Below are 23,412 nucleotides of genomic sequence, written 5' to 3' on the forward strand. Positions count from 1 at the left end.
ATTTATTACTTTATAAGATATTTAGCAGCCTCGCCTATATTTCCCAGAGTCTCCAGATTATCAACAGCCTGAATAAATGCTTTTGCATTCTCTTTACCGATTACAGGAGTTGTAATTCTCTCAAATAACTCATACTCTTCTTCCAGTGTTGTATTGTTCCTTGGATGGCCTTTAGGATATACTATTGTTTTTTCAAGTACAGTTTTGTCATTAAGTTCCACTCTCATCGTCATCTCCGGAAAGCTGCCTTTCTGAAAAATCGCAAAATTAGTGCTTGGAGTGATTGTCTCTCCCACTTCTTCAAATTTGGCAATCAAATCCAATATTTCTTTTCTTTCAAGCTGATCTTCCGCAAACCAATTTGCATCTGAAACCGGATTCAAAATATAGGCAGCAATACAGAATGCCGCATTGAACTGTGCATCCAATGTTGTTTTTGTCGAGGCAAGATAATCGGAACCTGTAAGTGTATTATATGGAGACAAGGAAATCTTCTTTACCTGATCTGCCGTAAACGGATGCTCTTTATAGATTGCATCAATAATTTCTAACGGTGTCTGCACCCACATATTCGCAGGCCAGTGTTTGATGTAAGTTTCATTAATCAGCCATCTTTCGCCTAAATCAAGGGTATACCAAGTCGAATCATCACTATCTGAAACCATGCTCCAATAACCGCGTTCTCCATCAAGATAGTCTCGTCCGTTGTCATATCCTGCCTCCGTGATCTTAGCCGCAAAAATACCGTTAGCAGCATCCGTTCCATGGGCAAAATGATAAATATCCGATTTGGCGGGCCCTGCTGCATGAAGGCCGACCGCCACAGGCGTTACATATACTGTGGCTCCTATCGTCTGATTAAACCTATCCCCGTCAAAACCATATATTTTCGCAGCTGCAAGAGAAGAACCGAAGATTTGCCAACTACTCAATCCCCATGAATGTTTTTCGAGATAAACGGGGGAAGGCTGTACCGCCATGGCAATTCTTTGATATCCTTCATATCCTGCCACGACAGCTGTAATAAAATCTTTGCCTGATTTATTCCTGGCTTCCGCCGTAGAAAATGCTGCCGCAATAACGCCTGCCGAAGGATGCCCTGTCCAGCTGCAATCTTCCCAATCGAGGACATCTGCCTGCGTGGCATTTGCAAATGCCGCATCTTCCGCATTAATCTTTATGCCGGAGCCACCCCATACGGTCGCTTCAGGAGTACCTCCTTTATTTTCCGCTAATTTTTTAGCTTTTTGCGTTGTTCCGATAATATCAGACGCAATGGAGACTCCAACGGTATGGATTGTCAGTCTCTTTACCTGTTCTATCACCTCTGTCGGAAGATCTTCATACTTAACTGCCGCCAAAAAATCGGATAATTTCTGTGTATTTCCCATTATGTTTACCTCCATAGGTTAAATGTTAAAATCGTAGTCCATACTTGAATTTCTGAGGAAATTCAAGACTCTTTCATCTTTTGGACTGAGGAAAAACTTCTCTGTGTCATTACTTTCTATGATTTGCCCTTGGTGCATAAACGTAGCTTTTGTAGAAACTTTTCTTGCAAATTCCAATTCGTGGGTGACGATAATCATCGTTGCGCCATCTTCAGCAAGCTTCGAAATCGTCTGAAGAACTTCTCCTACCAGGCCGGGATCGAGTGAGGAAGTCGGTTCATCCATAAGAATGACATCCGGATTCGTAACAATAGCCCTCGCTATTCCTATCCGCTGTTGCTGTCCGCCGGATAGCTGTGATGGATAATGATCCAGCCGATCTGCCAATCCCACCTTCTCTATGGCCTCTATTGCCATATCCTTCGCTTCGTTTTTAGAAATTTTTCTTACTGCCGTAAGTCCCAGCATTACATTTTCCAGCGCATTTTTATTTCTAAACAATCCGTAATTCTGGAAAACAAAACTCATTTTTCTTCGAATTTCAATAATTGTCTTTTCACTTACCTTTTTATAATCCGCATGAATATCTCCAATAGTAATTTCTCCTGCGTCAGGTTTTTCCAGAAAATCTATACATCGTAACAGGGTTGTTTTTCCAGAACCGCTTTGTCCCAGAACAACATTAATATCTCCTTTATTGAGGGTAAGGTCTACACCTTTTAAGATTTCCAATTTGCCGAAGCTCTTATGAATTCCCTTTATCTCTAACATTTCGTCTCCATTCCTATGTCTTTATCAAATACTTTTTCCTGTCGCGCTCCAAATACTTAAATAATTGCTCGATCAGAATATTAATAATCAAATACATGAAAAAAATAACAATGTAGCACTCAATATATCTTATACTATCGGCAGCAGCCACCCTCGCTTCCCCTGTTATTTCTCTGATGGACATACTGAAGGCCAGTGATGTCATTTTTACAAGGCTAGTGACAAAATTACATATAATTGGTAATGTAGCATCTATGGCCTGTGGAATCACAATCTTGGTATATGCATGAAACGGTGTCATTCCGATGGTCAGCGAAGCCTCCATCTGGGATTTGGGAACTGCCACAAGGCCTGAACGAAACACTTCCGACAAAGACGGGATGGATACAAATGTAAACACTATATATCCATAGCTCATATCGTTTATATCATATACATTAAAAGGTATATTCAATGATATGCATATCTGCTTAATCCACAATGGCAAAAAATGATATAGCAAAAAAATGATAACAATCATCGGTATTGACCGGACAAACGAAAAATAAACTTGTATTATTTTGCTGAGTAGTCTCTTTGGCTTTAAGTTAACAATAGCCATAAAAAAAGCTATCGGTATGGAGAAGAGCAATGGCACCATAACTAATTGAAGTGTTTCCGGAATGCCTGTTGAACAGGCTATGATGGTCTTCCCTATAAAGTTCCAGTCAAGCATTTTTCCTTCTCCTTTTATTTCTTCCACCACTGCTATAATCAAATGCATTTTCAAAATAATGCGAGAGCGATGTAATGAAAAGTGATAACAGCCAATAAATAATGATGAGTATAGCATATACCTCTACGGCATACCCGCCATGATGCTGTCCTATGACATAATTTCCCTTTCCGAATAAGTCCAAAAGTCCAATTGTGTAAGCCAATGCGCCTTCCTTAATCAACATCAGGATCGTATTACAAAAATTCGGAATTGCTGCGGAAAACATTTGTGGTAACAGTACATGGAAGAAGCTTTGCATTTTGGTCATTCCTATACTGGCTGACGCTTCAATCTGTGTCTTGTCCAATGACTCATAGGCAGCTCTGATAACTTCCGATAAAGAAGAAATACAAAACAAAGCTAACGTTATCGTCACATATTTTGTTCTATTCAACGTGTCCATTTGAATACCGAATAAACTGTTGATAAATTTGGGAAGTCCATAATATACAATAAATAGCAATACGATGGATGGAGTACAGCGCATGACTGTTGTATATCCATAAGCAAGCTTTTTTATGAATTTATTTTTACTGATTTTCGCAAACGCCAATAATGTCCCCAGCACAATGCCTATCAAGAATGCCAAAAATACATATTCAAGCGTTATCTTGAGCGCCGGAAAAATTATTAGAAAAAATTCCGGTATCTTATCATAATTAAATGCTTTCACACATCTGTCCTCCGCACCGCAGCTTTCAATAAATCTCTTATCTAAAATTCATAATTCCAAATATCATATCCAAAAAACTGCTCTGAAATTTCGGAAGCTTTCCCGCTGTCCTTAACCTGCTTTAATGTATCAGAAAGCTTATTTACGAAATCCTCCCCGACATTCTTGGAAAACATAGGGTATGTATTCGCCAATGTAAACTCAGAATAGGAAATTTCAGTAAGGAACTGATGAAGATCTCCATCTTCCGCGATTACCGTATTATCAAAACTCGGCTTTGTGAAAATACCCGCAGCATATTTTCCTGCTACAATTTCTTCCACGGAGCCGGCAACATAGGTGGAATCATCAGTAACTTTGATTTCTACCTGATTATCCGGATTATCAGAATTATACTGTTTTACCACATAATACATGCCATTTCCGGCTAAAATAGGTGCAAGTTCTTTTCCTGATTTGGACAAATCAGTAAGATTTTTAATATCTGCATCCTCCGCACGAACTGCAAGAACAAGAACAGATGCTCCCAAAGGCTCTTCCGGAATCAAATACTTTTCCGCTCTCTCTTCTGTCCAGAAAGCATTTGTAAGTGCCGCATCATAGTTGCCTGCTTCGATTCCAATGTACGCATCATCATAAGATGTACCCACATATTCAAAGGTATAATCCTCAAGCAAATCATCCACTGCTCTAAGCACCTCAATGTCATATCCCGAGGGATTACCGCTCTCATCTTCTCCTGATACGGGCCAGTTTCCCGTATTCCTGTATGCGAAGGTAATTACTTTCTGTTCCGTGGCCGAGGCTGCTTCTGCTTCTTCCGTATTTTCAGCATCTGCTGTGCCCTCCGTATTTGCTGGGTTTTCCGTATTTTCCGCGCTTTCTGTATTTGCTGTATTTCCGCATGCTGCTAACGTAAAAAGTGCCGCTCCTAAAATCACTGCTATTATTCTTTTTTTCATTTACTTTTCTCCTCTTTTTATATTAATTTAAAATTTTCCTATGTTTTCTTTTTTTCTTCTTATCACTTTGGGACATTTGCTGTAATCATGAAACCATGCACAGGCCTTGCACCTTAGACAGCCTTCATATTGCGGGTTCTCTTTTGACTGTTCCAAGAAGTCCGGATCTCCTAAGAATGGTCTTCCATACGCTATAAATTCTCCGGCATTCTTATTGAGAAGCTCCTCTCCTCTCGATAAATTCCATATTTCATCCACTAAAATGACCGGAATATTTACAAATGTATGAACAGAAGTCCCGGTAAAAACAACATCATTGAAGTCAAAACTTTCGGGCCCTTCAATTTTAGCCCTGCTGGAGCCCGGGTATGTAATTACAGGCGGATAGTCCGGAGCCAAATATCTGTCTGCTTCCCGTATTCCATATGATACATGTAATAACTCAACGCCCGTCTTTTCAAGTGCTGCCGCCGTATCAATATCTGTCCTGACATTTTTGTTGAACCCTAATCTGTAGCCTATGATGAAGTCATCATCAGAAAATTCCTTGATTCTTCTTATGATGTTTCCTGCCAAATGGAGCCGCCCTTCTAAATTCCCTCCATATTCATCAGTTCTCGTATTACTTATGGGTGAGCTGAACAGATTTAAAAAAAACATATTAGCACCATGAAGTTCAATCCCATCGGCTCCTTGTTCTTTTACCGCCCTTGCACTTTCCACAAACAAATCTTCGATGTGATGCAACTGCTCTGCCGTCCAAGAATTTATTTTTTCATGTCTGTGATGTCCCTTGGAAGGATAACCGATTTGTACGATAATTTTTGTACCGTTACCATGACACATATCTACAAGCTTTTTCAAATCCGCTTTTTGCTTTTCATTATTAAGGCCAAAGGCTCTTAATCCCACATCTTGTTCCAAAACGGAAAAGCAATGAGTAACGACTAATCCCAAATCCCCCTTTATTCTCTCCCTATAATAATCTAAAACATCTTCGCCAAGGGAATTCTCTTCTCCTCCGGGAACGCCAAAGGGGACCATTGGTGCCATAGTAATCCGATTCTTGAATTGAATGCTCTTAATTTCATATGGTTCGTACAACTTCCTGATTGCTGCAGATTTCACCATGATTCTTTTTTCTCACTCCTTTATTGTTTTATTTTTTTATTACTTTCTGTTTATATGTAGAAAGAAAAAGCAGCTGCCATCTGGCATCTGCTCTAAGCTACACTTACACTTACAGGCTTATAATGCACACAAAAACTAAACTGTATTTTTCAAATCCATACAGCAGCACCAGAACATATCCGTTTTTCCTTCCATAATATTATTTAACATATGTATCGTCCCTTTTATTTCATACTTTTTTAATAGGCATTGTATGTTTTAGCAATTATAAATATAAACATCTCTCTATCCTTTGTCAATCATTTTTACAAATTTGACTAGAGCGATTAACTTGAACTGGCTATAGGCTTTTATTATAATGTTACAAAAAAATGGGAAGAAGAGAAAAAGTTGGAGAAAAAAAGACGAACAGATTTCTGCCATCCGGCATAATATTGAGAAGCGTATATTCTCATTGGAATCATTATATTTAAACGAAAGCTTGAGGACATATGAATAACATTAAAGACCGCCAACAAAAGTCGGCGGTCTTTTCAATTATTAAACCATTTCCTGCATATACTTGTCGATAAGAGCAAGGTTGTTGCGTTGACCCACTAAAACCTGCCCGTCTTTCAATGAACGGTGCTTTTCATGATAGGTGGGCTGCTCCTTTTCATACAATACACCAATAGGGATGCGATCACCGAATTCCATGGCTCTCTCCATAGCTGTCAGGCGGTTGCCTGCATCATGGGTATCATCCAATTCATAAACACGTTTATTATACCATGCAAAGGTGTTGATCTTGTTGAAGCTGACGCACGGCTGCAAAATATCTACCATGGCATAGCCTTTAAACAAAATTGCCCGCTTCATCATCTCTTCCAGATGCTGCGGTTTACCACTGAAGCTGCGCGCCACAAAGCCGGCTCCGGATGCGATGGCCATAAGAACCGGATTGAACGGAATATTATTGTTTCCATCCACCTGTACGCCGTTTACAGCGCCTTCGTCTGCGGTAGGCGAAGCCTGCCCCTTTGTCAGACCATACACCTGATTGTCATGGATGAAATGAGCAATATCTACATTGCGGCGGATATTGTGGATAAAGTGATTGCCGCCTTCACCGTAGCTGTCACCATCTCCACTATCAATAATGACGGTCAGTCTGGGGTTCACGATTTTTGCCGCCACCGCAGGCGGCACCGCGCGTCCGTGAAGGCCACAAAAGCTATTTGCGCCGATATATTGGGGAGTTTTTGCGGCTTGCCCAATGCCGCCCACGATCAGCACATCATGTGGGTCCTTTTTCAATTCCTCCAGTGTCTTTTGGAGAGAATTCAATATACTGAAGTTTCCGCAGCCCGGACACCAGGCTGTTTCATAGGTGTCGAATATATGTCCTCCCATTAAAATCCCTCCTTTACGATTCGAGCCGCAATCTCCTCACCGTTTAGCTGTCTGCCGTCATATTTCAATATTCCGGCATCCGTTTTAATCCCTGTAACTTCGGCAATCAGCGATGCAAGCTGACCGGTATAGTTCTGTTCAACATGAATAATGTACTTGGCTGATGCTGCCATTTGCTTCAGCAGTTTTTGGGGAAGAGGCCAGATGTCGCCAAACACTAATGCGCTATAACGCTTTCCACCTTTTTGGTTGAGCAATTGTACGGCTTCCTCCAGCGGACCGTACAGAGAGCCCCAGCCCAGAAGCAATACATCGGGATCCTGTTCTCCCAGTAATTCGGGCTCCAGAAGCTCCTGCTCCATCAGCGCCAGCTTGCCCATACGTTTTTTCATCATACGGACACGAGTCTCACTATCCTCTACAATGTGTCCATACTCATCATGTTCGTCAGTGTCAGCGGCAACAAACCCTTCGCTCGTTCCGGGGAATTTGCGCGGAGAGATGCCGCTTTCCGTAAAACGATAACGGGCGTAATCCCCTCCGGCAGATACGTCTTCCGGTTCGTACAGAGCGATCTTTCGAGAATCCAGCTTCGGAATAGCAGCCGTAGAGTCGGCCAGATACTGGTCACTGAGCAGAATCACCGGGATTTGATATTTTTCTGCCATGTTGAAAGCACGAATGGTTTGGTAAAACGCATCCTCATGATGACGCAACGCGATAACCATGCGTGGGAACTCCCCTTGCGAAGCAGAAATAACAAATTTCAAATCGCTCTGCTCCGTTCGCGTAGGAAAGCCGGTAACAGGACCAGGGCGCTGCACATCCACCACGACAAGCGGAATTTCAGCCATGCCGGCTAAACCAAGGGCCTCCACCTTCAGGCTGAAGCCACCGCCAGAGGTACCTGTCATTGCTCGCGCGCCTGCAAAAGAAGCTCCGATGGCCATGTTAATTGCCCCGATTTCATCCTCAGCCTGCTCCACAACAATTCCTGTTTCCGCAGATTTCAGTGACAAGTACTCCATAATGGAAGTGGAGGGTGACATAGGGTATGCCGAATAAAACTTCACTCCTGCTGTCAGGGCGCCCAGCGCCAGCGCCTGGTTGCCGGAAATGATCATGTGGTCGGATGCATCCCCTCCGGCATGCTCAAATTTCTGAAGCACGGCATTATATCCGGCCTGTGCAGCCTGAACATTAATATCGACATATTCCGCTTTCACAGATTTTCGGAAAACACTGTCCGCCTGCTCGGTACTCATCGGAATACCGAACAGCTTCAACACTGCACCGATAGCCACACTGCTCGCCACACGCGCGTTACCCAGTTCCTTCGCTATAGCTGTCATATCCAGTTTAATAACAAAATCATCATCTGTTTCGACGGCACTGTCACAGAGAATAAATCCGCCGTCCCGTAAATGTTCCCGGTGGATAGCGACGGTTTCTTCATTGAGAGCGACGATGCCATCCAGCCTTTCGCTGTGACAACGGGGGGCCTGCTCACCAAAACGAATACGCGAAAAGTTATGCCCTCCTCGAATACGCGACATCAGATCGCGCACGGTAAATACGCTGCAGCCCGACTGCTTAATCCAACGTTCCAATATTGCCGCAGTAGTATCCACGCCTTGGCCTGCAGCGCCGCCAATCAAAAGATTGTACATAATGCCAATGCCCTCCTTTATTCCTTAGCCTTAAAGTTTGAAGTGCTTATGAAGATTATATCAGAAACATTAAGTATTATAAAGTGTTAAAGATTGTTCTAAAGAAACGCCTTTTTAACTACTTGTGATTTCAAACTTTATTTACTATTTTATATAGAACAAAAGTGTGTTTCGCTCACTCTCGCGCTAAAATACTTCGGCAGCACAGTTTTTGTTCCGCGTACGTAGCTGTGCATCCTACACGGAGTGCATTTATTTCATAGGAAACAGAAGCTTTACTACTGCAACATAAAAAGGTCTTTTCTATGAAATAAAAAAGCTACATTTTCATTGGTTTACTGCCAATAAAAATATAGCTTATAGCTTACTGCGGAAGAAGGGACTTGAACCCTCACGATGTAACCATCACAAGATCCTTAGTCTTGCTCGTCTGCCAATTCCGACACTTCCGCATAGCGCAATTACTTACGCCGCAAGTAGGATAGTATCATTTTGAAAGAAAAAAGTCAATATATTTTTAACAATTTTATAAAAATTATTCTTTGTTATAATACACTAATTTTTCTGCCTTGTATTTATTATCCGTCCTAATCATACCCATATTGCTTTGGTACAGCGTATTTTCTATGCCGCTTTGTCTTTTATCGTCTTTTTTACTCTATTTTTTTCTAATTTCATCTTTTTTATTGGTTTTTTCTTCCAATCATATATTCTTATTACGAGTAATAATACTGTTAATACACTAAGGAGGATACTTCATGAACAAAAACCAAATTTCAGAACTTTTAGCCCAGATAGGAATCAATCCGGCATATAAAGGATATTCTTATCTCATTCACGTCATTTATCTCGCATCATCAGAAGGTGACGGGACTTTTCTTACTCTAAAAAGACTTTACGCCGATACTTCCCAGCATTTCAACGTGTCTCCGGATTCCATACAGCACAGCGTGAGAACTCTTCTGGACGCATACTGGAATCAGGACAACACCAAATATTTCTATGATACGGTCAAATATCCGGTACACGGGCCTCTGCCTCCCAAGGAATTCATCTCTGTTTTATCCAACTACATACGAAGAAAGCAATAATATACCGCATAAGCTAAAGCAGGCACAAAAAAGCCATAGGTTTCCCTACGGCGCAGTTGTGCCTCTTATTCTCCCAACTGGGAAGTGCAAGAAGGACAACGTGTTGCTTTCATATGAATATCGCTGTAACAATACGGACATTTCTTCATTGCCGGAGCCTGTTCCCCCTGATTCTTGCCTGCTGATATGAGCTTGTTCATAAATTTGACAATCAAAAAAATAACAAACGCCATTATGATGAAATTTACAAGGCTGGTCAAAAATGCGCCGTATGCAATCGTTACCCCGAAAGCCTCCAGCTTCAGCAAATCGAAATTCTGCCCTGCAAAAAGACCGATAATCGGTGAAAGGATGTTGTCTGTCAGAGCTGTTACCACCCCCTGAAAAGCGGCACCGATAATAACACCGACAGCCAGATCCATAACGTTTCCTTTTGAAATAAATGTTTTGAATTCATTAAAAAATTTTTTCATCGTAAGAATTCTCCTTCTAAGCTAATAATTTTCTTTCAGGTTCATACGCACGAGTATACCATAATATAAAAGTTTTAAAAGATAAAAACCGCAAATATCGGAGAATTATCCACTTTTACCATTGTATTCCATGTCTTCTCCTGCTATAATATAAGCAATCATAGAGATATTATACCCTATTTAACCATCTTACAAAAGCGAAAAGAAGGCACGGATGCCTCTGTAACTATCAAAGGAGTGATTATATGAATATTAATGTAAGATCTGATGTTTCTTATTTATTTTCCAATTTATCATCTTCCGGTTCCAGCTCTAGTCTCGGTAATCTGAACTATTTATCCGACTATGCCAGCATTAAGAACGGAAGCTATGGAAAACTTTTAAAAGCATACTATAATAAAGTAGGCAGCGATTCTTCGAGCACCTCAACGAGCAATTCCTCGAAGCTTTCTACTTCTTTGGCCGCAGACTCCGTCAAGACTCTGACTGCCATCGAAAGCTCTGCCGGCAAGCTGAAAGAGTCCGCCGATTCTTTGATTAACAAAGGCTCAGATTCTTTATTTAAAGAAAAAAATGTAACTACAAAAAATGACGACGGCACTACTACTACCACAAAGCAGTATGATACGGAGGCTATTTATAAAGCCGTATCTACCTTTGTTACCAACTATAATTCTCTTATTGATTCGGTATCGAAATCGGATTCTTCTTCTGTTTCAAAGGCCGCGTCCAATATGACCAATATCACAAGTTTATATTCTAAGACGTTGGAGAAAGTCGGGATTACGGTAGGAAGTGATAATAGACTTACACTCGATAAAGAGGCTTTTGAATCGGCTGATATTTCTACTCTGAAGTCCGTATTCAATAATTCTCCTTCATTTGCTTACAGCATTTCAACCCAGGCTTCCTATATCGACTATGCTGCAAGCCGCGAGGCTCTGAAAGCAAATACTTACAATTATACCGGTTCTTACAGCAGCAATTATTCCGTAGGTAATTTACTTGACAGCTTGTTGTAACGTTAAAGATTCAAGTACATAACATCAGCGGGTCGGCAAAATGAAGCCGGCCCGCTGTTTTAATGATAACGCATCCCGCACAGAGTGCTTTTATTTTATAGGAAACCGAAACTTTACTATTACAACGCAACAAAGTCCTTCTTATGAAAATCAGAACCACGCCTAAAAGACGTGGTTTGCTCTGAGGCTATAAGCCTCTGTTACCGGCCAGCGCCTAAAGACGCTGGCTTTCACTTTGTTCAAGCCACTACGCCATTGACTCGTCGCAGCCGCTGAAGCAGCGCTTGTATTACTCGGCTACCCCTTAAAGGGGTCCTCATACTCCTTCACACTTATTTTATCTTGTAGTATGTCTGCTTTTTCCTGATCCTGTATATACTTTTTTATTGTTGCCTCGTTAAGTCCTACTGTGCTCACATAGTATCCTTCTGACCAGAAATGTCTGTTCCCAAATTTATACTTCAAATTTGCGTGCTTATCAAAAATCATAAGTGCACTCTTGCCTTTTAAGTATCCCATAAAACTTGAAATACTCATCTTAGGCGGTATGCTCACTAACATATGGATATGATCGGGCATAAGATGCCCTTCGATAATCTCCACTCCTTTGTAAGAACATAACTGTTTCAGAATATCTCTGATACTTTCTTTATATTGATTATATATTATTTTTCGTCTATACTTTGGAGTGAAAACAATGTGATACTTGCACATCCACTTTGTATGTGCCATGTCATTACTTTTGTTTGCCATTAAAATCACCTTTCCTTTCGTTATTGTAGTAGCTTGAACAACTCTATCATAACGGAAAGGTGATTTTTTTGTATAACAATCTGCCTCCCCCCGCAAAGCAGGGGGATTTTTGTTTCGTATGTCTACGTTTCTCTTTTGAGAAACTCCGTCACACTCAACAGGCTAAAGCCCATAATAAAAAATCGCCTTTATGAAAAGCGAAGTTTCATAAAAGCGATAAGTGCAGGAAAAGGGACTTGAACCCTCATGATATTGCTATCACACGGACCTGAACCGTGCGCGTCTGCCAATTCCGCCATTCCTGCACGCAAAGATTATTTTATATGCTTTTTTGCATTCTGTCAACAGTTAAATTAATATTTTAGAACATATCCAAATGCACCTGAAAATACGTCATCCCATTTTATAATGAGCGGATGGTGAATCACAGGCCCTCGAATCATATTAAACTTTTTACAATAAGCAAGCTCTCAAATAAGGTTACCATTCTATAGTCACTGCTCACCAGCTCTTTATCCTTCTCACACGCTTCATCTTCTCCTTCACATTCCGAATCTGTATATTTGTATAAAACTCCTGCTTCTACTCCATAATCATTCAGCTCACTTCCCGTCAGCATGTTAAGCCCAAGTTCTTCGCATAATGCCCTAAATGCGTCAAATTTATCTATATTCCCCTCTATTGCCGTTTTCATCATTACTTTTGCCATAATTTCAATACCTCTTTTTCTTTTTACATAAATCTCTTCAGATTATCCCATAGTGTGTCTGAAAACTGCCCGTACCCAGCAAGACGCTTCACTTTGTGGGAAACTAGGCGTGATTGGGGGTGCGTAGTGGTGCTACGTTCCCCGCAGTATGCCGCATAATGTTCATTCTTTTATCGTCAGAAATATGCTGTATTCACCGAATATCAGCTCGTAGCTTACCGTGTAAGTATTAAGCAGCCTGCTGCCGTACTGCAGCTTAACAATTCTATCAATAGTACATAGATCAATTTCTTCAGCACAGGAATACCCTCCGGCATATAACAGCAGCCGATTGCCTTCTCGTTTATGCAGCATTTTATATAATATCGCTTTACGGGATTTTATCTCAAAGTTAGTCATTTTGGGTAAAATTTTCACAGCCAGAGTTTGTCCTATATATTCATCGAGTTCATCTAAAAAGTCATTCGTTTCCATGCTCCCCTCCGTTCGAACACCTGTTCTTTTTCCATGTTATTACATTTAAGAGAGGCTGTCAATATCTAATGTTCTTGAGTTTTCGTAGTTTTATCCACAAACCCCTTGTTTCACTAGTAATGCAATGAACAACTTTCAGAAAATGCCCAAAATATAAGGAATCACCAGTCCTTTTGTAGTAGAATTAAGTTGCGAAACAAAATCTACACTAAACAATAAAGAAAGGGATTCCTCATGCTTAATTCTACTACAAAAACCTACACTTTGAAACGTGAAATTTTATCTTTTTCAAACAAAATATCCCGTAAGCTTTCCAAACCGGACAAAAAGTTTACTTCGGACATGACCTATGGCATGTTAGCTTCTGGTAGTTGTCTTCTGACTGATATTGCAGATCAACTTCACGAAGACTCTAAAAAGGTCAACAGTGTTGAGCGCCTTACCAGACATTTAAATAAAGGGACTTCCAAACAAGCCTTACTTTCTTATCTTCAAACTGTTCGTAAATGGGTGCCCGATGATCCGGTAATCCATATCGATGACAGTGACGTCATCAAGCCTGACGGATATAAGTTTGAGGCTCTTGGTATGGTAAGGGATGGTTCCAAAAGTACTAAAACAAAAAATGTCTACGAGAAAGGCTACCATGTAACAGAGGCCTGTGTCATGACAAAAGACAATCATCCTGTCAGCATTTACTCCAAAATCCATTCTTCAAAAGAAAAGACCTTCACCTCTGTCAATAGCGTTACCTTCGATGCCATGGAGCGTGGAAAAGCAATGTTTGGAAAAGCTACTTTTGTTATGGACCGGGGCTATGATGATAATAAGATGTTCCTTAAGCTTGATGAATTAAAACAGGACTATGTGATTCGGCTTACTGCTAAAAGAAAGCTCCTTTTCCATAACAAATGGGTAGCTGCCACAGAACTTCGAAATCGTCGGAAAGGTAAAATCACGACACCTGTATTCTATAAAGGTAAAAAACGGGAGGCTTATCTATCCCATGTGAAGGTTCAGATCACCGCATCCAGAAAAGACATTTTTCTGGTTCTTGTCTATGGCATCACAGAGTATCCGATGATGCTCGCAACGAACAAAGAATTAAAATCCAGAGATGATGTAATCCGGATTGCAAGACTTTATTTCTCCCGCTGGCGCATCGAGGAATATTTCCGCTGCAAGAAACAGGTCTTCCAGTTCGAAAACTTCCGAGTTCGGAAACTGAAAGCAATCAATGCTCTAAATTTTTACATTACCATGTGTATGGCATTTCTTGCGCTGGTTTCAATGAAAGCAGAAACAAATGCCCTAAAAGTTTCAATCATACAGACAGCAGCTCCTATAAAGGAAAAAGTTCAATTCTGCTATTACCGATTAGCGAAAGGTATCTCTGGTATACTGTCGTATGCAAAAGAAGGTGTCAGGCTTTGGTTCAGAACAAAACGTCCTGCATACCGTCAACTTTGCTTTAAGCTGATCGCATAAATAGATAACATAATATTTCTCCCAAAGTCCGGTTCCCACGGGGCTTGTTTCGGTGACTCTATTCGAAGTATTGTCCTTTTATTTTTCAAAAAAAAGACAGATTGGTACTTTAGGAGAAGTTATATTTTTTAAAAATTACATTTTACGGAAACTCAAGCTAATGTTCAGAACATATATGGGAATATTCTTAATATGTTAGCAAGTAAAGAATAATGCACCGTATCCTCTGGGTATTGCGCCCTGCGCATTTCTCTTTGTACAAAAAAATACTATCCGCTTTAACGATAGTATTTTCCTCTCACTATATATGGCAGGCATTTTCTTCTTATTTCTAAGGGTGTCGTATTTCCCGCAGAAAACCCATATTCATCAGATAAATCCTTAATTCTCGTAAATCCTCTTTGGTTCAGCCTCACATAGAACAATTTAATATAATATTCAACCGGTTTGTTCTCTCTGTCGCATACCTCTTTTACATAATTAACAAAGCCCGAAATATACAGCATATCCGCGGATACGCTATAACCCGCATATTGAGATATGCGAATGAAATACTTCCCGATAATTGCCGCCATTCTGGATTTGTACAGTTCATCGGTCAGGTCTCCTGTTTCCTTTATCTTTATAATATAATCTTTATATTGATTCATGTCCTGAACACTTATTTTATTATTATCTCCGATAAATTCCTTTCTCGTCCAGCATACTTCCCAAGTATAACAGCTTTTATATTGAATCAGCAATTCAAAAAATCTGTCTGACATCTGCTTGCAGACTCCGCCCGTATATATTGTGCGATTATCAAAGTCTACATCGTTGTATTTAAGTCTTATAAAATCATCGATCGTCCTTATGCCTTCATAAAATCCTCTGATCAGTAGCTCATAAAACAGTTTGTTAAGTTGGAGGCTGGCTATCAGGTGTTCTACCGTATCATCGTAAAAGACCGTAATATCCATCGCTTCAATACTTTTAAAAATAAAAGCCTCATCATCGAATTCCTCATCTCGAAGATGATTGCTGCTTATATATCCGTTGCTGACGCACCAATCTAAGAATAGACTCAGTTTATTCTTTTGATTTAAAACATACTTGATTGATTTTGGATTCCCACAGATTTTATAAATAATGAAATTCACCAATTCCTCTCTGGACATACCGAATACGTCTGAGGTCCATACAATCTCCTTATTTAAGGCCTGTGCTGCCGCTTTGTTGATCTGAATGAAATCCAGAACCATTTTCTTATATTCTTCAGGGGTATATTGTCTCAGCATACGTTGTACCTCTTTTCTCATATGAGGTAAATATACTATATTTATGACAGTTGTGTCAAGGAATATTTTTATTATGTTGAACTCGCGACCAGTTGCCTTTCACATAATCTATTTATTCCTTGACGAACATATGTTCGGGTGTTATTATCTGTATATGGCAGTACGTCGAACGCTCTTTGACAACTTAATAGAATGAAAGTATGCTTCACACACTTCTGCAGCCAAGTGTTTTGGCAGCACTTTCCTATTACATAATAATCAAATAAAAAAGGAGGATCATCAAAACAATAAATGAAAGAATCACAACGTAACATGCTGCATATACCGACGCGGGAAGAGTTTCACCGCGCATATGCAGGAGAAATAAGTCCTCGTGATTTCACTCCGAACCGTCCGGCAGGTTCGGCAATCCAGGAAACTGTTAATGTTTTAATATTTAATGATGAATGCAGAAAAAAAATAAATTATTCGAACTTCACTAATAAGGAAAGGAACCATAGCTTATGAAATATATAAAACAAGGCTTCGCCATTTCGGTGCCGGTAAATGAGGATTATACAGTCAGAGCCAACATATTAAAGGCAGATACTGATAAACCCAATATCTATGATTTCACACTAGAAATATCTCAGAATAATATCGGGCAATACCACTGCGTGCCCGGCGATGAGGTTTACCGGATGGAATCGGATAGTATAAACAGAGACGTGGCGGATTATATCCTAAGGATATATCAGGAGGGCTTTTTTTCAGCCATTATTAAAAAATACGAATATCTTGTCAGCTTTATGGAGTTCGGCGCCTGGAATTATGAAAGAAGGTAATCAGTCATAGATAAAACACAATATACACTTATCAAGATACCTATCAAAGAAATTGTAAAGCAAAATTATAACGTGCAGATTACCAGAGAGGCAGAAATCGAAAATGAATATTTAATTGCCCAGGGGTACTCTCTTCTATTCGACCAGATACTAAGGCTGCGCGCCAAGAATCAAAATCACCATATGAAGGAATTGATACTGGTCGTTGCCAAAAAAGAACAAAAAGAAGAAAAAGCAAATCAATTAAAGCAATTATTATACGGCGGCTTTACATATAACGGAATACATTATTCCCGCTTTGGGAAATCTGCTTCCCAGGGTAAACAAGGCATCACCGCATTTGTCAGCGATGATATTTTTGAAGAGCTGTATACGATTACTCAGATGGACATGGAGATTCATAATTGTGTTATATCAAAATACGAGGCCCAGCGCTGTCTCCCGTTCAGCTCCTGCACCATTCTTCCCGATTATATGCCAAATATTGTCATCATCGGCGAATATGAAAAGGTTTTAGAACGCCAACTGGTTAAATATGTTGTGGAAAGGCAGAGAGAATTTACGGATAAAGATACCGGAAAGAAGGGAACCTATAACAGCCGGGAAATCGAGGAAGGTTATAAGGATATAAAATTATCTCCCTTTGACGGCTGCGGCTGTCATGAAAAAGAATTTATGGAAAAGGTAAAGGAGACCCTTTGTTTAGATTATTCACCTATCGGTTCGCAGATCCGCATGCCCATGATGAAGGGATATTCCGTATATATTCCGTTCAAGGCACTGCTGCATGAATGGGGATATGAATATATTACAGATATTTATGGAAAAAGGCACAATATCGATACCATTGACTGTATTTGGAACACATCTATGTTCAAGGGACATAAGCAGTTTCAGGAAAAATATGGAAATCAGGCCTGGACGAAATATATGGAAACGGTTGATAAATATGAGTACAAGCTTGGAATCAACAAGTACAGCCACCATATTAAAAATCTAAATAAAAAGACGCGTATGAATTTTCAGTATCTTCAATGCTTAGATCTATGGAACCCAAAATACATCGATTATTACCAACACGGTGAAATCGGTTCCTACGATATTTTAGCAAAGGAAAACGCCGGAAAAATAATTTCTATCGCCAGGTATACCGCCGATTTATTTGAAAAAATAATTAAAGGCGATAAATTCTATACCTATAAATTTATGGGAGTGCAAAATACCGAGGATTATGAGCCGGAAAGCAAGTATCTTGAGGCTGTACTCATCAATGATGTTATGTTAAAAGACCCTGCCGTAAAACAATTTATTTACCGCAAGCTGAAAAAATCTATCGATGAAGCAAAGGTAGGTAAGATTTATGCCGACGGATTTTATCATACGCTTGTTGGAGATATGATCGGGTATCTGCAATATGCCGTCGGAGAATCTCCAATTGGTTGTTTGAAAGCGCATGAATTTTTTTGTGAAACAATGACCGAGGGCGATTGCTTATCCTTCCGCTCTCCCTTAGTGGATCCGTCCGAGGTGAACAAGGTAACAATCGTAACCAACGAAATTACCCGTAAATGGCTCTCTCACTTTAAGGATCAGGACGTGGTGATGCTCAACATGTACGACCTCTCATTACCTCAGCAGGGAGGTGCCGACTGTGACGGGGATATCGTTTTTCTATGTAATGATCCCACCATCGTTTCATCGAAAATAGAAAAGTCTGTCATTATTGACATAAACGACAAAGCAATGGCCATCCCCCAAAAATATAACAAGGAAAACCTTATCGAATATGAATTGATGACAAGGGACAGCCGTATCGGAGAAATCACAAATGCGGCCACCAGCATTGAAAACAAGTATACCGACGATGGAAATATCAGGAAATTATATTCAGACTATGCCAGTCTTCTACGAATCTTTCAGGGTCAAAACCGGCCCCTTTACACAGCGATGTGTATTGCAAATGCAGTGAACCTGGAAATCCGGGGTGTCATTCGAACCGGCTGCGTCCGGTAATCTTAGGAAATGAAGACGAATCGAATGGCTGACAGGAAAAACCTAAGTCCAAAAAGATAAGGCAATCCTGTGCCAAGCCTCCCGTCTTGGGAGGAAGGTGCAACGACCATTCCGTGAGGAAGTACATACAAGGTGAAATTCCTTGTATGGAAGCGCTGCATATCCATTTTTTCCATGGATAAAGATATGGTCTACTCCCCTTATAAATATCGGGAAACCGAGGGTATCAAGGAAAGAAATAGATTTTTTGAAAACCGGACTTCGCTGGAATATGAGCGGCAGCCTTAAAAAACACCTAAAGCAAATTCCGTATTTCTTGCTTTTTAACTATCCGAAAAAAATGGACATCTATCAAAAGGTCCGCCTCAAAAACAAAGATAAAAAAGAAGAAAGCGACAAACTGAAATTAAACTGCTACCACTCTCCTTCTCCCATGAATGAACTATGTGCTTTTATATGCGCTTGGGAAAAAAAGAATATTTTATGGAGCAATGACATAAGCGGCTTGGCAGATACAAAGGAGATTGTTCTCAATCATACCTTAGAGCTGCAGAATAGGCATATTATGAGAATATGCCGCAGATACATCAACGACTACGCACAGGAGATCAAAAAGCACATAAATATGCAACGGGAAAAATCGGATAACGAAGATCATAAATTCAACATGGAAGCTGTTGCCGGAGAATTCAGGAAAAAGCTGCGAGATGAAACCGGACTGTCAGAGAAAACTATTGCTAACTACGTTATCAAGGTTTCCTATGGCAGCATGTCTATCAGCAAGGCCTTGGCATGGTCCGCATACGGCGATTATATCGCAGACAATCTGAGGCGAAACACAAATATCAAACGAAACATTAGCATAAAAGAGGTCCCGTTCCAAACGGAAGGTACCTATGAATATCTGGGTAAATATTTTGAATTCGAGGAAGGTGATACTTATTTACAACTGTGATGAAATGTATCTTTATGAGATCATAGAAGATTACAAGGACGCATCCTCTCAAGAGGAAAAAGAGGAGATTTTCCGCGCTTTCTGCTCTTCCATCTGGTCCTGTGACAACAAAAGAAGAACCTATACCAAGTGCATCCGCTTCAAAATAAGAAAGGACTTATTGAATACCGAGCTCGGGCAGATTTTTAATACGTGGTCTCTCATCGAATATAAATATTATAAAGCAACCACGAAGGACGAAAATTGGCGCAGTATTATCAGGCAAAAAATAAATAATATTTATACCAGGTATTTTGATAAAGAAATCGTTCTCGGTAAAGAATACTTGCATTTGATCACAACGCCAAAACGCTTATATTATGAATGGATCTCCGGCTCTGAATTAGATGCCCAAGGGGTTACTTCCATTATCGATAATGCAATCGACGACTCCCTAAAAGTCAAAAGAAGGCTGCAATCGGAAAAAATGTCCTTATCATGGGAAGATTATAAAAAGGTAATGGAGGGATTTTTACATACCGCTTTTCATAATTGTAAATTAATCGAAAGCTACGAGGATAAGTCAGTCGTTTCATCCATGTTCGATTTCCTGACCGAAGATCACTTTTACGTGAGGTATATCAATCACAGCTTAGACGGTCTTATGCGCAATTACCAAAGGAAATATTATGGAGTAAGACAGCACAGACCGCTTAAAAGATGCCGGTCATGCCGATGCATCATAGAGAATGACAGTAAAAACAGACAATATTGCAAGTCTTGTAAAAAGGAAATAAGAAAAAGAATTAATCGAAATTATTATATTAAGACTGTTTTAAAATCGTAGTTCTCCCCAGATTTAAGCTATTTATTGATAATTTTTCTTTCTTATATATCATATATGGAAATACAGAGAATCCATTTACTTTTCATAAAGTCCTTCTCATTTCTAGTCGGCGGCAGCACTGCAAATCCAAAATGCGGTGTTGCCGCTGACATTCTGAAGATTATAAATTCATTAAACTATCGATACTGTCAGGAGGTGAGCGTTTGGAAAACACAAAAAATTATGATATGTCCGAATATCGGAACAAAATAATGCATGCTATTGTATCAAACGAAAATATGGTAAGGCTTTTAGAGGAAGACCCGACAGGCCATCCGGAGGATACCATCCCATATAGTAAAGCCTATCCATATGAATACATACCCGATGAAGCGGCCGAAAGCGGTAAATACATCAGCTTTGAACTCCACGCTACAACTGATGAAAGGAACAAACTGTTTAAAAGTATAACGGTTTCCTTTTTTATCCTATGCCATGCCGATGAGGTGCGCACGGCAAAAGGCTTATGGTATGACAGCGTATCCTGCGAGCTGGAAAATGTTTTTGCAGGAGGCAATCTTGGCATCGGCAAAACATCTTTCATAAGCAATATAGCTTATGCTCCAAATAAGAAATTCAAGGGAAGGCTCTTATCCTTTGCCGTAAAAGAGCTCCAATACGGTATAAGCAATGGAACATAAGAAAAGCTTATTGAATTCATCCGCCCTTCCCATCACACCCCAAATCGAACTATATATTCCTACGGTGGGGGAAATATTGGAGGATGAGAAATATTATTATAATTTGGTGTTTTCACTGTGCTCTACCCCTTCCGATTACATGGTACAGCTAGATGACGCAGGAATAGATTATACTAAAATTACAGATTATGAGTTATTTCTAATGCTATTTCAGATGCATAAGGCTCAGGATTTTTCACTTCTCTTCCCGAAACTGGATATGAGCGGTTTTCAGATATGCTCTAACAGCGAAACGCAGGAAAAGGTACTGTATGACGAAATGTCCGGTATTATGCTGGATAGCCTTATTACTTCCCAAATAACCGATACTTTAAGATTAATAAATGGATTAAAAAAACATGTTGTAAAACCCGGTAACGATGAGGCAAAAAGATATTTACTCGAAAAAGAAAGAAAACGCCTAAAAAGAAATGCGAATAAACCGTATAAATCTCAATTGGAAAATTTAGTTATCGCTTTGGTAAACCGTGCTGAATTCAAATATAACTATGAAGAAGTCATGGACTTATCCATATATAAATTCAATCAAAGCTTTAACCAGATTAGAACGGGAATTAATTTTCATAATACTATGCGGGGAATATATGCCGGCACCATCGATATATCGAAGATTACCGATAAGGCAAGTTTAAGTTGGATTTCCGAAGATTAATATTATTTAAAAGGAGAATATAAAAATGGCTATTGATGTAAACAAATTAATTATCACGCAGGTGGATCAGATTACGGCTTTTAACAACGCGAACGAATTGGAGTTCATACTTGATGAGCTTACCGCTACTACTATTTCCAACAGTGAGGAAAAAACAGACATTACCGGTAAGGGCGGCCGTAAAATCGCTTCGCTGAAAAAGAATAAGGCGGTAAAAATCACCGGAACAAACGCGCTGGTCGTAGGCGGTGCCATTGCTGCTATCACCGGTACGGAAGTAGAAAGCGGTACATACAAAGTCCGTTTTACGGATATTATCGTTGTAAATAACGACAAAGGCGAAACAAAAGATATCGCAGTAGGAACTGCCGGCGCTGAAATCGGCACAATCTATATTAAAAATGCGAACGGCTCTCTGGGAAGAAAATTATCTCAGAATGCTACTGCCTCCCAGAATGGTGAATTCGCTTATGATCCCGCTGCGAAAGAAATCACTTTCTTCGCCGGAGATTTGAAGAATGGCGAGGAAGTTGTGGCTTTCTATGATGTAGAGGTAGAATCGGCAAAGATTTCCAATGATTCCGAAAAATATGGCAAAACGCTGAAGCTTTATATCGATATTACAGCTCAGGACAATTGCGATAACGTATACCACGGACAGTTTATTATCCAGAGAGCTGATTTTAACGGAACATTCGATTTGGCAATCGGCACAGAGCCTACCACTCAGGCATTTGAAGCCGAATCTCTCGCAGGCGGATGCACCGGTTCTTCCAATCTTTGGGACTTAATCATCTTTCAGTAAAGCTTCTTAAACGAGGTATGAAATTGTTAAATAAAATACAAAAACCATGCAGGATATGCGGAAAATTATACACACCATGCCATAATTGTGAAAGTGACTCTTCCGCTTTTCATTGGAGAACGGTAGCCTGCTCAAAGGAATGCGCCTTGGCATATTTTTCTAAAGTGGAAAAAGCAAGGGCAGATGAAATAAACTAAAATCTGAGTACAGACAAGACTGGAAAACGGGGATGTAAAGATCTAATTTGTGAAAATTCGATTTTATGTCCCCGTTTTTTATAACATTCTGCCTATACACAAGGCATTTGCATGGGAATATATTTCCTAAGAAGAAAGGATAAGATATGATCAAATATTTTAAAATGAAGAAGAAAGAAATCGAGTTGAAAACATTGCTTTATAGCTATGCTCTAAATTTTGTGAAAGAAAAAGAGGACATCCTCAAGGTATTTGTTAATCTGGTAACAGCTTTAAAGGATGTACCCCCGGAAGAGCTGCAGGAAAAGCTTATCGAGCAGATTGTAAGTAATATGGAACGGAGTAAGGAATGACTTGCTTTTATTT

25 protein-coding genes and 2 tRNA genes are annotated in these 23,412 nt (G+C 39.9%); 12 read left to right on the forward strand and 15 right to left on the reverse strand.

Features of this window, described 5'->3' with window-relative positions; translation table 11 throughout:
* Nucleotides 1-5: 5 nt before the first annotated feature.
* The 9 genes from V6984_RS14945 to V6984_RS14985 form a co-directional block, all read right to left on the reverse strand.
* Complete coding sequence (locus tag V6984_RS14945; RefSeq protein ID WP_342756411.1) at nt 6-1,391, reverse strand: MmgE/PrpD family protein; 1,386 nt, start codon at nt 1,389-1,391, stop codon at nt 6-8.
* 18 nt (nt 1,392-1,409) lie between these two features.
* Nucleotides 1,410-2,162 (reverse strand): amino acid ABC transporter ATP-binding protein, encoded by a 753-nt coding sequence (locus V6984_RS14950; protein WP_342756412.1) that lies wholly within the window; start codon nt 2,160-2,162, stop codon nt 1,410-1,412.
* Between the two features lie 13 nt (nt 2,163-2,175).
* Nucleotides 2,176-2,925 (reverse strand): amino acid ABC transporter permease, encoded by a 750-nt coding sequence (locus V6984_RS14955; RefSeq protein WP_342756413.1) that lies wholly within the window; start codon nt 2,923-2,925, stop codon nt 2,176-2,178.
* The gene (locus V6984_RS14960; protein WP_342756414.1) at nt 2,870-3,592 is read right to left on the reverse strand and encodes an amino acid ABC transporter permease; all 723 of its coding nucleotides are present in this window, start codon (nt 3,590-3,592) and stop codon (nt 2,870-2,872) included. Before V6984_RS14960 ends, V6984_RS14955 begins: the two co-directional genes overlap by 56 nt.
* Before the next feature lie 41 nt (nt 3,593-3,633).
* The gene (locus V6984_RS14965) at nt 3,634-4,554 is read right to left on the reverse strand and encodes a transporter substrate-binding domain-containing protein (RefSeq protein WP_342756415.1); all 921 of its coding nucleotides are present in this window, start codon (nt 4,552-4,554) and stop codon (nt 3,634-3,636) included.
* A gap of 27 nt (nt 4,555-4,581) precedes the next feature.
* Complete coding sequence (locus V6984_RS14970) at nt 4,582-5,685, reverse strand: hypothetical protein (protein WP_342756416.1); 1,104 nt, start codon at nt 5,683-5,685, stop codon at nt 4,582-4,584.
* Nucleotides 5,686-6,225: 540 nt separating this feature from the next.
* A complete protein-coding gene (locus V6984_RS14975; protein WP_342756417.1) occupies nt 6,226-7,077 on the reverse strand; it encodes a thiamine pyrophosphate-dependent enzyme in 852 nt (283 codons plus the stop codon).
* Nucleotides 7,077-8,747: a 2-oxoacid:acceptor oxidoreductase subunit alpha gene (locus tag V6984_RS14980; RefSeq protein ID WP_342756418.1), complete on the reverse strand. Its 1,671-nt coding sequence runs from the start codon at nt 8,745-8,747 to the stop codon at nt 7,077-7,079. Before V6984_RS14980 ends, V6984_RS14975 begins: the two co-directional genes overlap by 1 nt.
* A gap of 368 nt (nt 8,748-9,115) precedes the next feature.
* Nucleotides 9,116-9,199 (reverse strand) — tRNA-Leu (locus V6984_RS14985).
* Nucleotides 9,200-9,505: 306 nt separating this feature from the next.
* Between V6984_RS14985 and V6984_RS14990 the strand changes: the two genes are divergently transcribed.
* Nucleotides 9,506-9,838 (forward strand): sporulation initiation factor Spo0A C-terminal domain-containing protein, encoded by a 333-nt coding sequence (locus V6984_RS14990; protein ID WP_342756419.1) that lies wholly within the window; start codon nt 9,506-9,508, stop codon nt 9,836-9,838.
* 65 nt (nt 9,839-9,903) lie between these two features.
* Here the strand turns inward: V6984_RS14990 and mscL are convergent, their stop codons facing one another.
* Nucleotides 9,904-10,311 carry a large conductance mechanosensitive channel protein MscL gene (mscL, locus tag V6984_RS14995; RefSeq protein ID WP_342756420.1) on the reverse strand — a complete coding sequence of 136 codons (408 nt, stop codon included), beginning with the start codon at nt 10,309-10,311 and terminating at the stop codon, nt 9,904-9,906.
* 245 nt (nt 10,312-10,556) lie between these two features.
* Between mscL and V6984_RS15000 the strand changes: the two genes are divergently transcribed.
* Nucleotides 10,557-11,333 carry a hypothetical protein gene (locus V6984_RS15000; protein WP_342756421.1) on the forward strand — a complete coding sequence of 259 codons (777 nt, stop codon included), beginning with the start codon at nt 10,557-10,559 and terminating at the stop codon, nt 11,331-11,333.
* Nucleotides 11,334-11,630: 297 nt separating this feature from the next.
* On the opposite strand, the gene tnpA is transcribed toward V6984_RS15000, so the two are convergent.
* The 4 genes from tnpA to V6984_RS15020 form a co-directional block, all read right to left on the reverse strand.
* A complete protein-coding gene (gene tnpA / locus V6984_RS15005) occupies nt 11,631-12,086 on the reverse strand; it encodes an IS200/IS605 family transposase (RefSeq protein ID WP_342756422.1) in 456 nt (151 codons plus the stop codon).
* A gap of 221 nt (nt 12,087-12,307) precedes the next feature.
* A tRNA-Leu gene (locus V6984_RS15010) sits at nt 12,308-12,391 on the reverse strand.
* Nucleotides 12,392-12,525: 134 nt separating this feature from the next.
* The gene (locus tag V6984_RS15015) at nt 12,526-12,795 is read right to left on the reverse strand and encodes a hypothetical protein (protein WP_342756423.1); all 270 of its coding nucleotides are present in this window, start codon (nt 12,793-12,795) and stop codon (nt 12,526-12,528) included.
* A gap of 162 nt (nt 12,796-12,957) precedes the next feature.
* Nucleotides 12,958-13,269 carry a hypothetical protein gene (locus V6984_RS15020; RefSeq protein WP_342756424.1) on the reverse strand — a complete coding sequence of 104 codons (312 nt, stop codon included), beginning with the start codon at nt 13,267-13,269 and terminating at the stop codon, nt 12,958-12,960.
* Nucleotides 13,270-13,533: 264 nt separating this feature from the next.
* On the opposite strand from V6984_RS15020, the gene V6984_RS15025 reads away from it, so the two are divergent.
* Nucleotides 13,534-14,757 (forward strand): transposase, encoded by a 1,224-nt coding sequence (locus V6984_RS15025; RefSeq protein WP_342756217.1) that lies wholly within the window; start codon nt 13,534-13,536, stop codon nt 14,755-14,757.
* A gap of 278 nt (nt 14,758-15,035) precedes the next feature.
* Here V6984_RS15025 and V6984_RS15030 read toward each other — a convergent pair whose 3' ends face one another.
* The gene (locus tag V6984_RS15030) at nt 15,036-16,034 is read right to left on the reverse strand and encodes a hypothetical protein (RefSeq protein ID WP_342756425.1); all 999 of its coding nucleotides are present in this window, start codon (nt 16,032-16,034) and stop codon (nt 15,036-15,038) included.
* A gap of 503 nt (nt 16,035-16,537) precedes the next feature.
* Here V6984_RS15030 and V6984_RS15035 point away from each other — a divergent pair.
* The 9 genes from V6984_RS15035 to V6984_RS15075 all read left to right on the forward strand — a co-directional run bounded on the left by V6984_RS15035 (nt 16,538) and on the right by V6984_RS15075 (nt 23,399).
* Nucleotides 16,538-16,858 (forward strand): hypothetical protein, encoded by a 321-nt coding sequence (locus V6984_RS15035; protein WP_342756426.1) that lies wholly within the window; start codon nt 16,538-16,540, stop codon nt 16,856-16,858.
* 72 nt (nt 16,859-16,930) lie between these two features.
* Nucleotides 16,931-18,871, forward strand: coding sequence for an RNA dependent RNA polymerase (locus V6984_RS15040; RefSeq protein ID WP_342756427.1), 1,941 nt, complete (start codon nt 16,931-16,933; stop codon nt 18,869-18,871).
* Nucleotides 18,872-19,003: 132 nt separating this feature from the next.
* Complete coding sequence (locus tag V6984_RS15045; RefSeq protein WP_342756428.1) at nt 19,004-19,159, forward strand: hypothetical protein; 156 nt, start codon at nt 19,004-19,006, stop codon at nt 19,157-19,159.
* A gap of 52 nt (nt 19,160-19,211) precedes the next feature.
* Nucleotides 19,212-19,826 carry a hypothetical protein gene (locus V6984_RS15050; protein WP_342756429.1) on the forward strand — a complete coding sequence of 205 codons (615 nt, stop codon included), beginning with the start codon at nt 19,212-19,214 and terminating at the stop codon, nt 19,824-19,826.
* A complete protein-coding gene (locus V6984_RS15055) occupies nt 19,768-20,652 on the forward strand; it encodes a hypothetical protein (RefSeq protein WP_342756430.1) in 885 nt (294 codons plus the stop codon). Before V6984_RS15050 ends, V6984_RS15055 begins: the two co-directional genes overlap by 59 nt.
* A gap of 203 nt (nt 20,653-20,855) precedes the next feature.
* Nucleotides 20,856-21,332 (forward strand): hypothetical protein, encoded by a 477-nt coding sequence (locus tag V6984_RS15060; RefSeq protein ID WP_342756431.1) that lies wholly within the window; start codon nt 20,856-20,858, stop codon nt 21,330-21,332.
* Nucleotides 21,322-22,044 carry a hypothetical protein gene (locus tag V6984_RS15065; RefSeq protein WP_342756432.1) on the forward strand — a complete coding sequence of 241 codons (723 nt, stop codon included), beginning with the start codon at nt 21,322-21,324 and terminating at the stop codon, nt 22,042-22,044. The genes V6984_RS15060 and V6984_RS15065 overlap by 11 nt, the downstream gene beginning before the upstream one ends.
* A gap of 25 nt (nt 22,045-22,069) precedes the next feature.
* Nucleotides 22,070-22,849, forward strand: a complete 780-nt coding sequence (locus V6984_RS15070; protein WP_342756433.1) for a hypothetical protein — start codon at nt 22,070-22,072, stop codon at nt 22,847-22,849.
* Nucleotides 22,850-23,192: 343 nt separating this feature from the next.
* Complete coding sequence (locus V6984_RS15075) at nt 23,193-23,399, forward strand: hypothetical protein (protein ID WP_342756434.1); 207 nt, start codon at nt 23,193-23,195, stop codon at nt 23,397-23,399.
* Nucleotides 23,400-23,412: the final 13 nt, after the last annotated feature.

It is taken from the genome of Kineothrix sp. IPX-CK (genome assembly GCF_039134705.1).
Taxonomy (GTDB): Bacteria; Bacillota; Clostridia; order Lachnospirales; family Lachnospiraceae; genus Kineothrix; species Kineothrix sedimenti.

Excerpts from the sequence above, each read along its gene's own strand:
- V6984_RS14945 (WP_342756411.1), bottom strand. The coding sequence starts at position 1,391 with ATGGGAAATACACAGAAATTATCCGATTTTTTGGCGGCAGTTAAGTAT.
- V6984_RS14950 (WP_342756412.1), bottom strand. The coding sequence starts at position 2,162 with ATGTTAGAGATAAAGGGAATTCATAAGAGCTTCGGCAAATTGGAAATC.
- V6984_RS14955 (WP_342756413.1), bottom strand. The coding sequence starts at position 2,925 with ATGCATTTGATTATAGCAGTGGTGGAAGAAATAAAAGGAGAAGGAAAA.
- V6984_RS14965 (WP_342756415.1), bottom strand. The coding sequence starts at position 4,554 with ATGAAAAAAAGAATAATAGCAGTGATTTTAGGAGCGGCACTTTTTACG.
- V6984_RS14970 (WP_342756416.1), bottom strand. The coding sequence starts at position 5,685 with ATGGTGAAATCTGCAGCAATCAGGAAGTTGTACGAACCATATGAAATT.
- V6984_RS14975 (WP_342756417.1), bottom strand. The coding sequence starts at position 7,077 with ATGGGAGGACATATATTCGACACCTATGAAACAGCCTGGTGTCCGGGC.
- V6984_RS14980 (WP_342756418.1), bottom strand. The coding sequence starts at position 8,747 with ATGTACAATCTTTTGATTGGCGGCGCTGCAGGCCAAGGCGTGGATACT.
- V6984_RS14990 (WP_342756419.1), top strand. The coding sequence starts at position 9,506 with ATGAACAAAAACCAAATTTCAGAACTTTTAGCCCAGATAGGAATCAAT.
- mscL (WP_342756420.1), bottom strand. The coding sequence starts at position 10,311 with ATGAAAAAATTTTTTAATGAATTCAAAACATTTATTTCAAAAGGAAAC.
- V6984_RS15000 (WP_342756421.1), top strand. The coding sequence starts at position 10,557 with ATGAATATTAATGTAAGATCTGATGTTTCTTATTTATTTTCCAATTTA.
- tnpA (WP_342756422.1), bottom strand. The coding sequence starts at position 12,086 with ATGGCAAACAAAAGTAATGACATGGCACATACAAAGTGGATGTGCAAG.
- V6984_RS15015 (WP_342756423.1), bottom strand. The coding sequence starts at position 12,795 with ATGGCAAAAGTAATGATGAAAACGGCAATAGAGGGGAATATAGATAAA.
- V6984_RS15020 (WP_342756424.1), bottom strand. The coding sequence starts at position 13,269 with ATGGAAACGAATGACTTTTTAGATGAACTCGATGAATATATAGGACAA.
- V6984_RS15030 (WP_342756425.1), bottom strand. The coding sequence starts at position 16,034 with ATGCTGAGACAATATACCCCTGAAGAATATAAGAAAATGGTTCTGGAT.
- V6984_RS15035 (WP_342756426.1), top strand. The coding sequence starts at position 16,538 with ATGAAATATATAAAACAAGGCTTCGCCATTTCGGTGCCGGTAAATGAG.
- V6984_RS15050 (WP_342756429.1), top strand. The coding sequence starts at position 19,212 with ATGGACATCTATCAAAAGGTCCGCCTCAAAAACAAAGATAAAAAAGAA.
- V6984_RS15055 (WP_342756430.1), top strand. The coding sequence starts at position 19,768 with ATGAATATCTGGGTAAATATTTTGAATTCGAGGAAGGTGATACTTATT.
- V6984_RS15065 (WP_342756432.1), top strand. The coding sequence starts at position 21,322 with ATGGAACATAAGAAAAGCTTATTGAATTCATCCGCCCTTCCCATCACA.
- V6984_RS15070 (WP_342756433.1), top strand. The coding sequence starts at position 22,070 with ATGGCTATTGATGTAAACAAATTAATTATCACGCAGGTGGATCAGATT.
- V6984_RS15075 (WP_342756434.1), top strand. The coding sequence starts at position 23,193 with ATGATCAAATATTTTAAAATGAAGAAGAAAGAAATCGAGTTGAAAACA.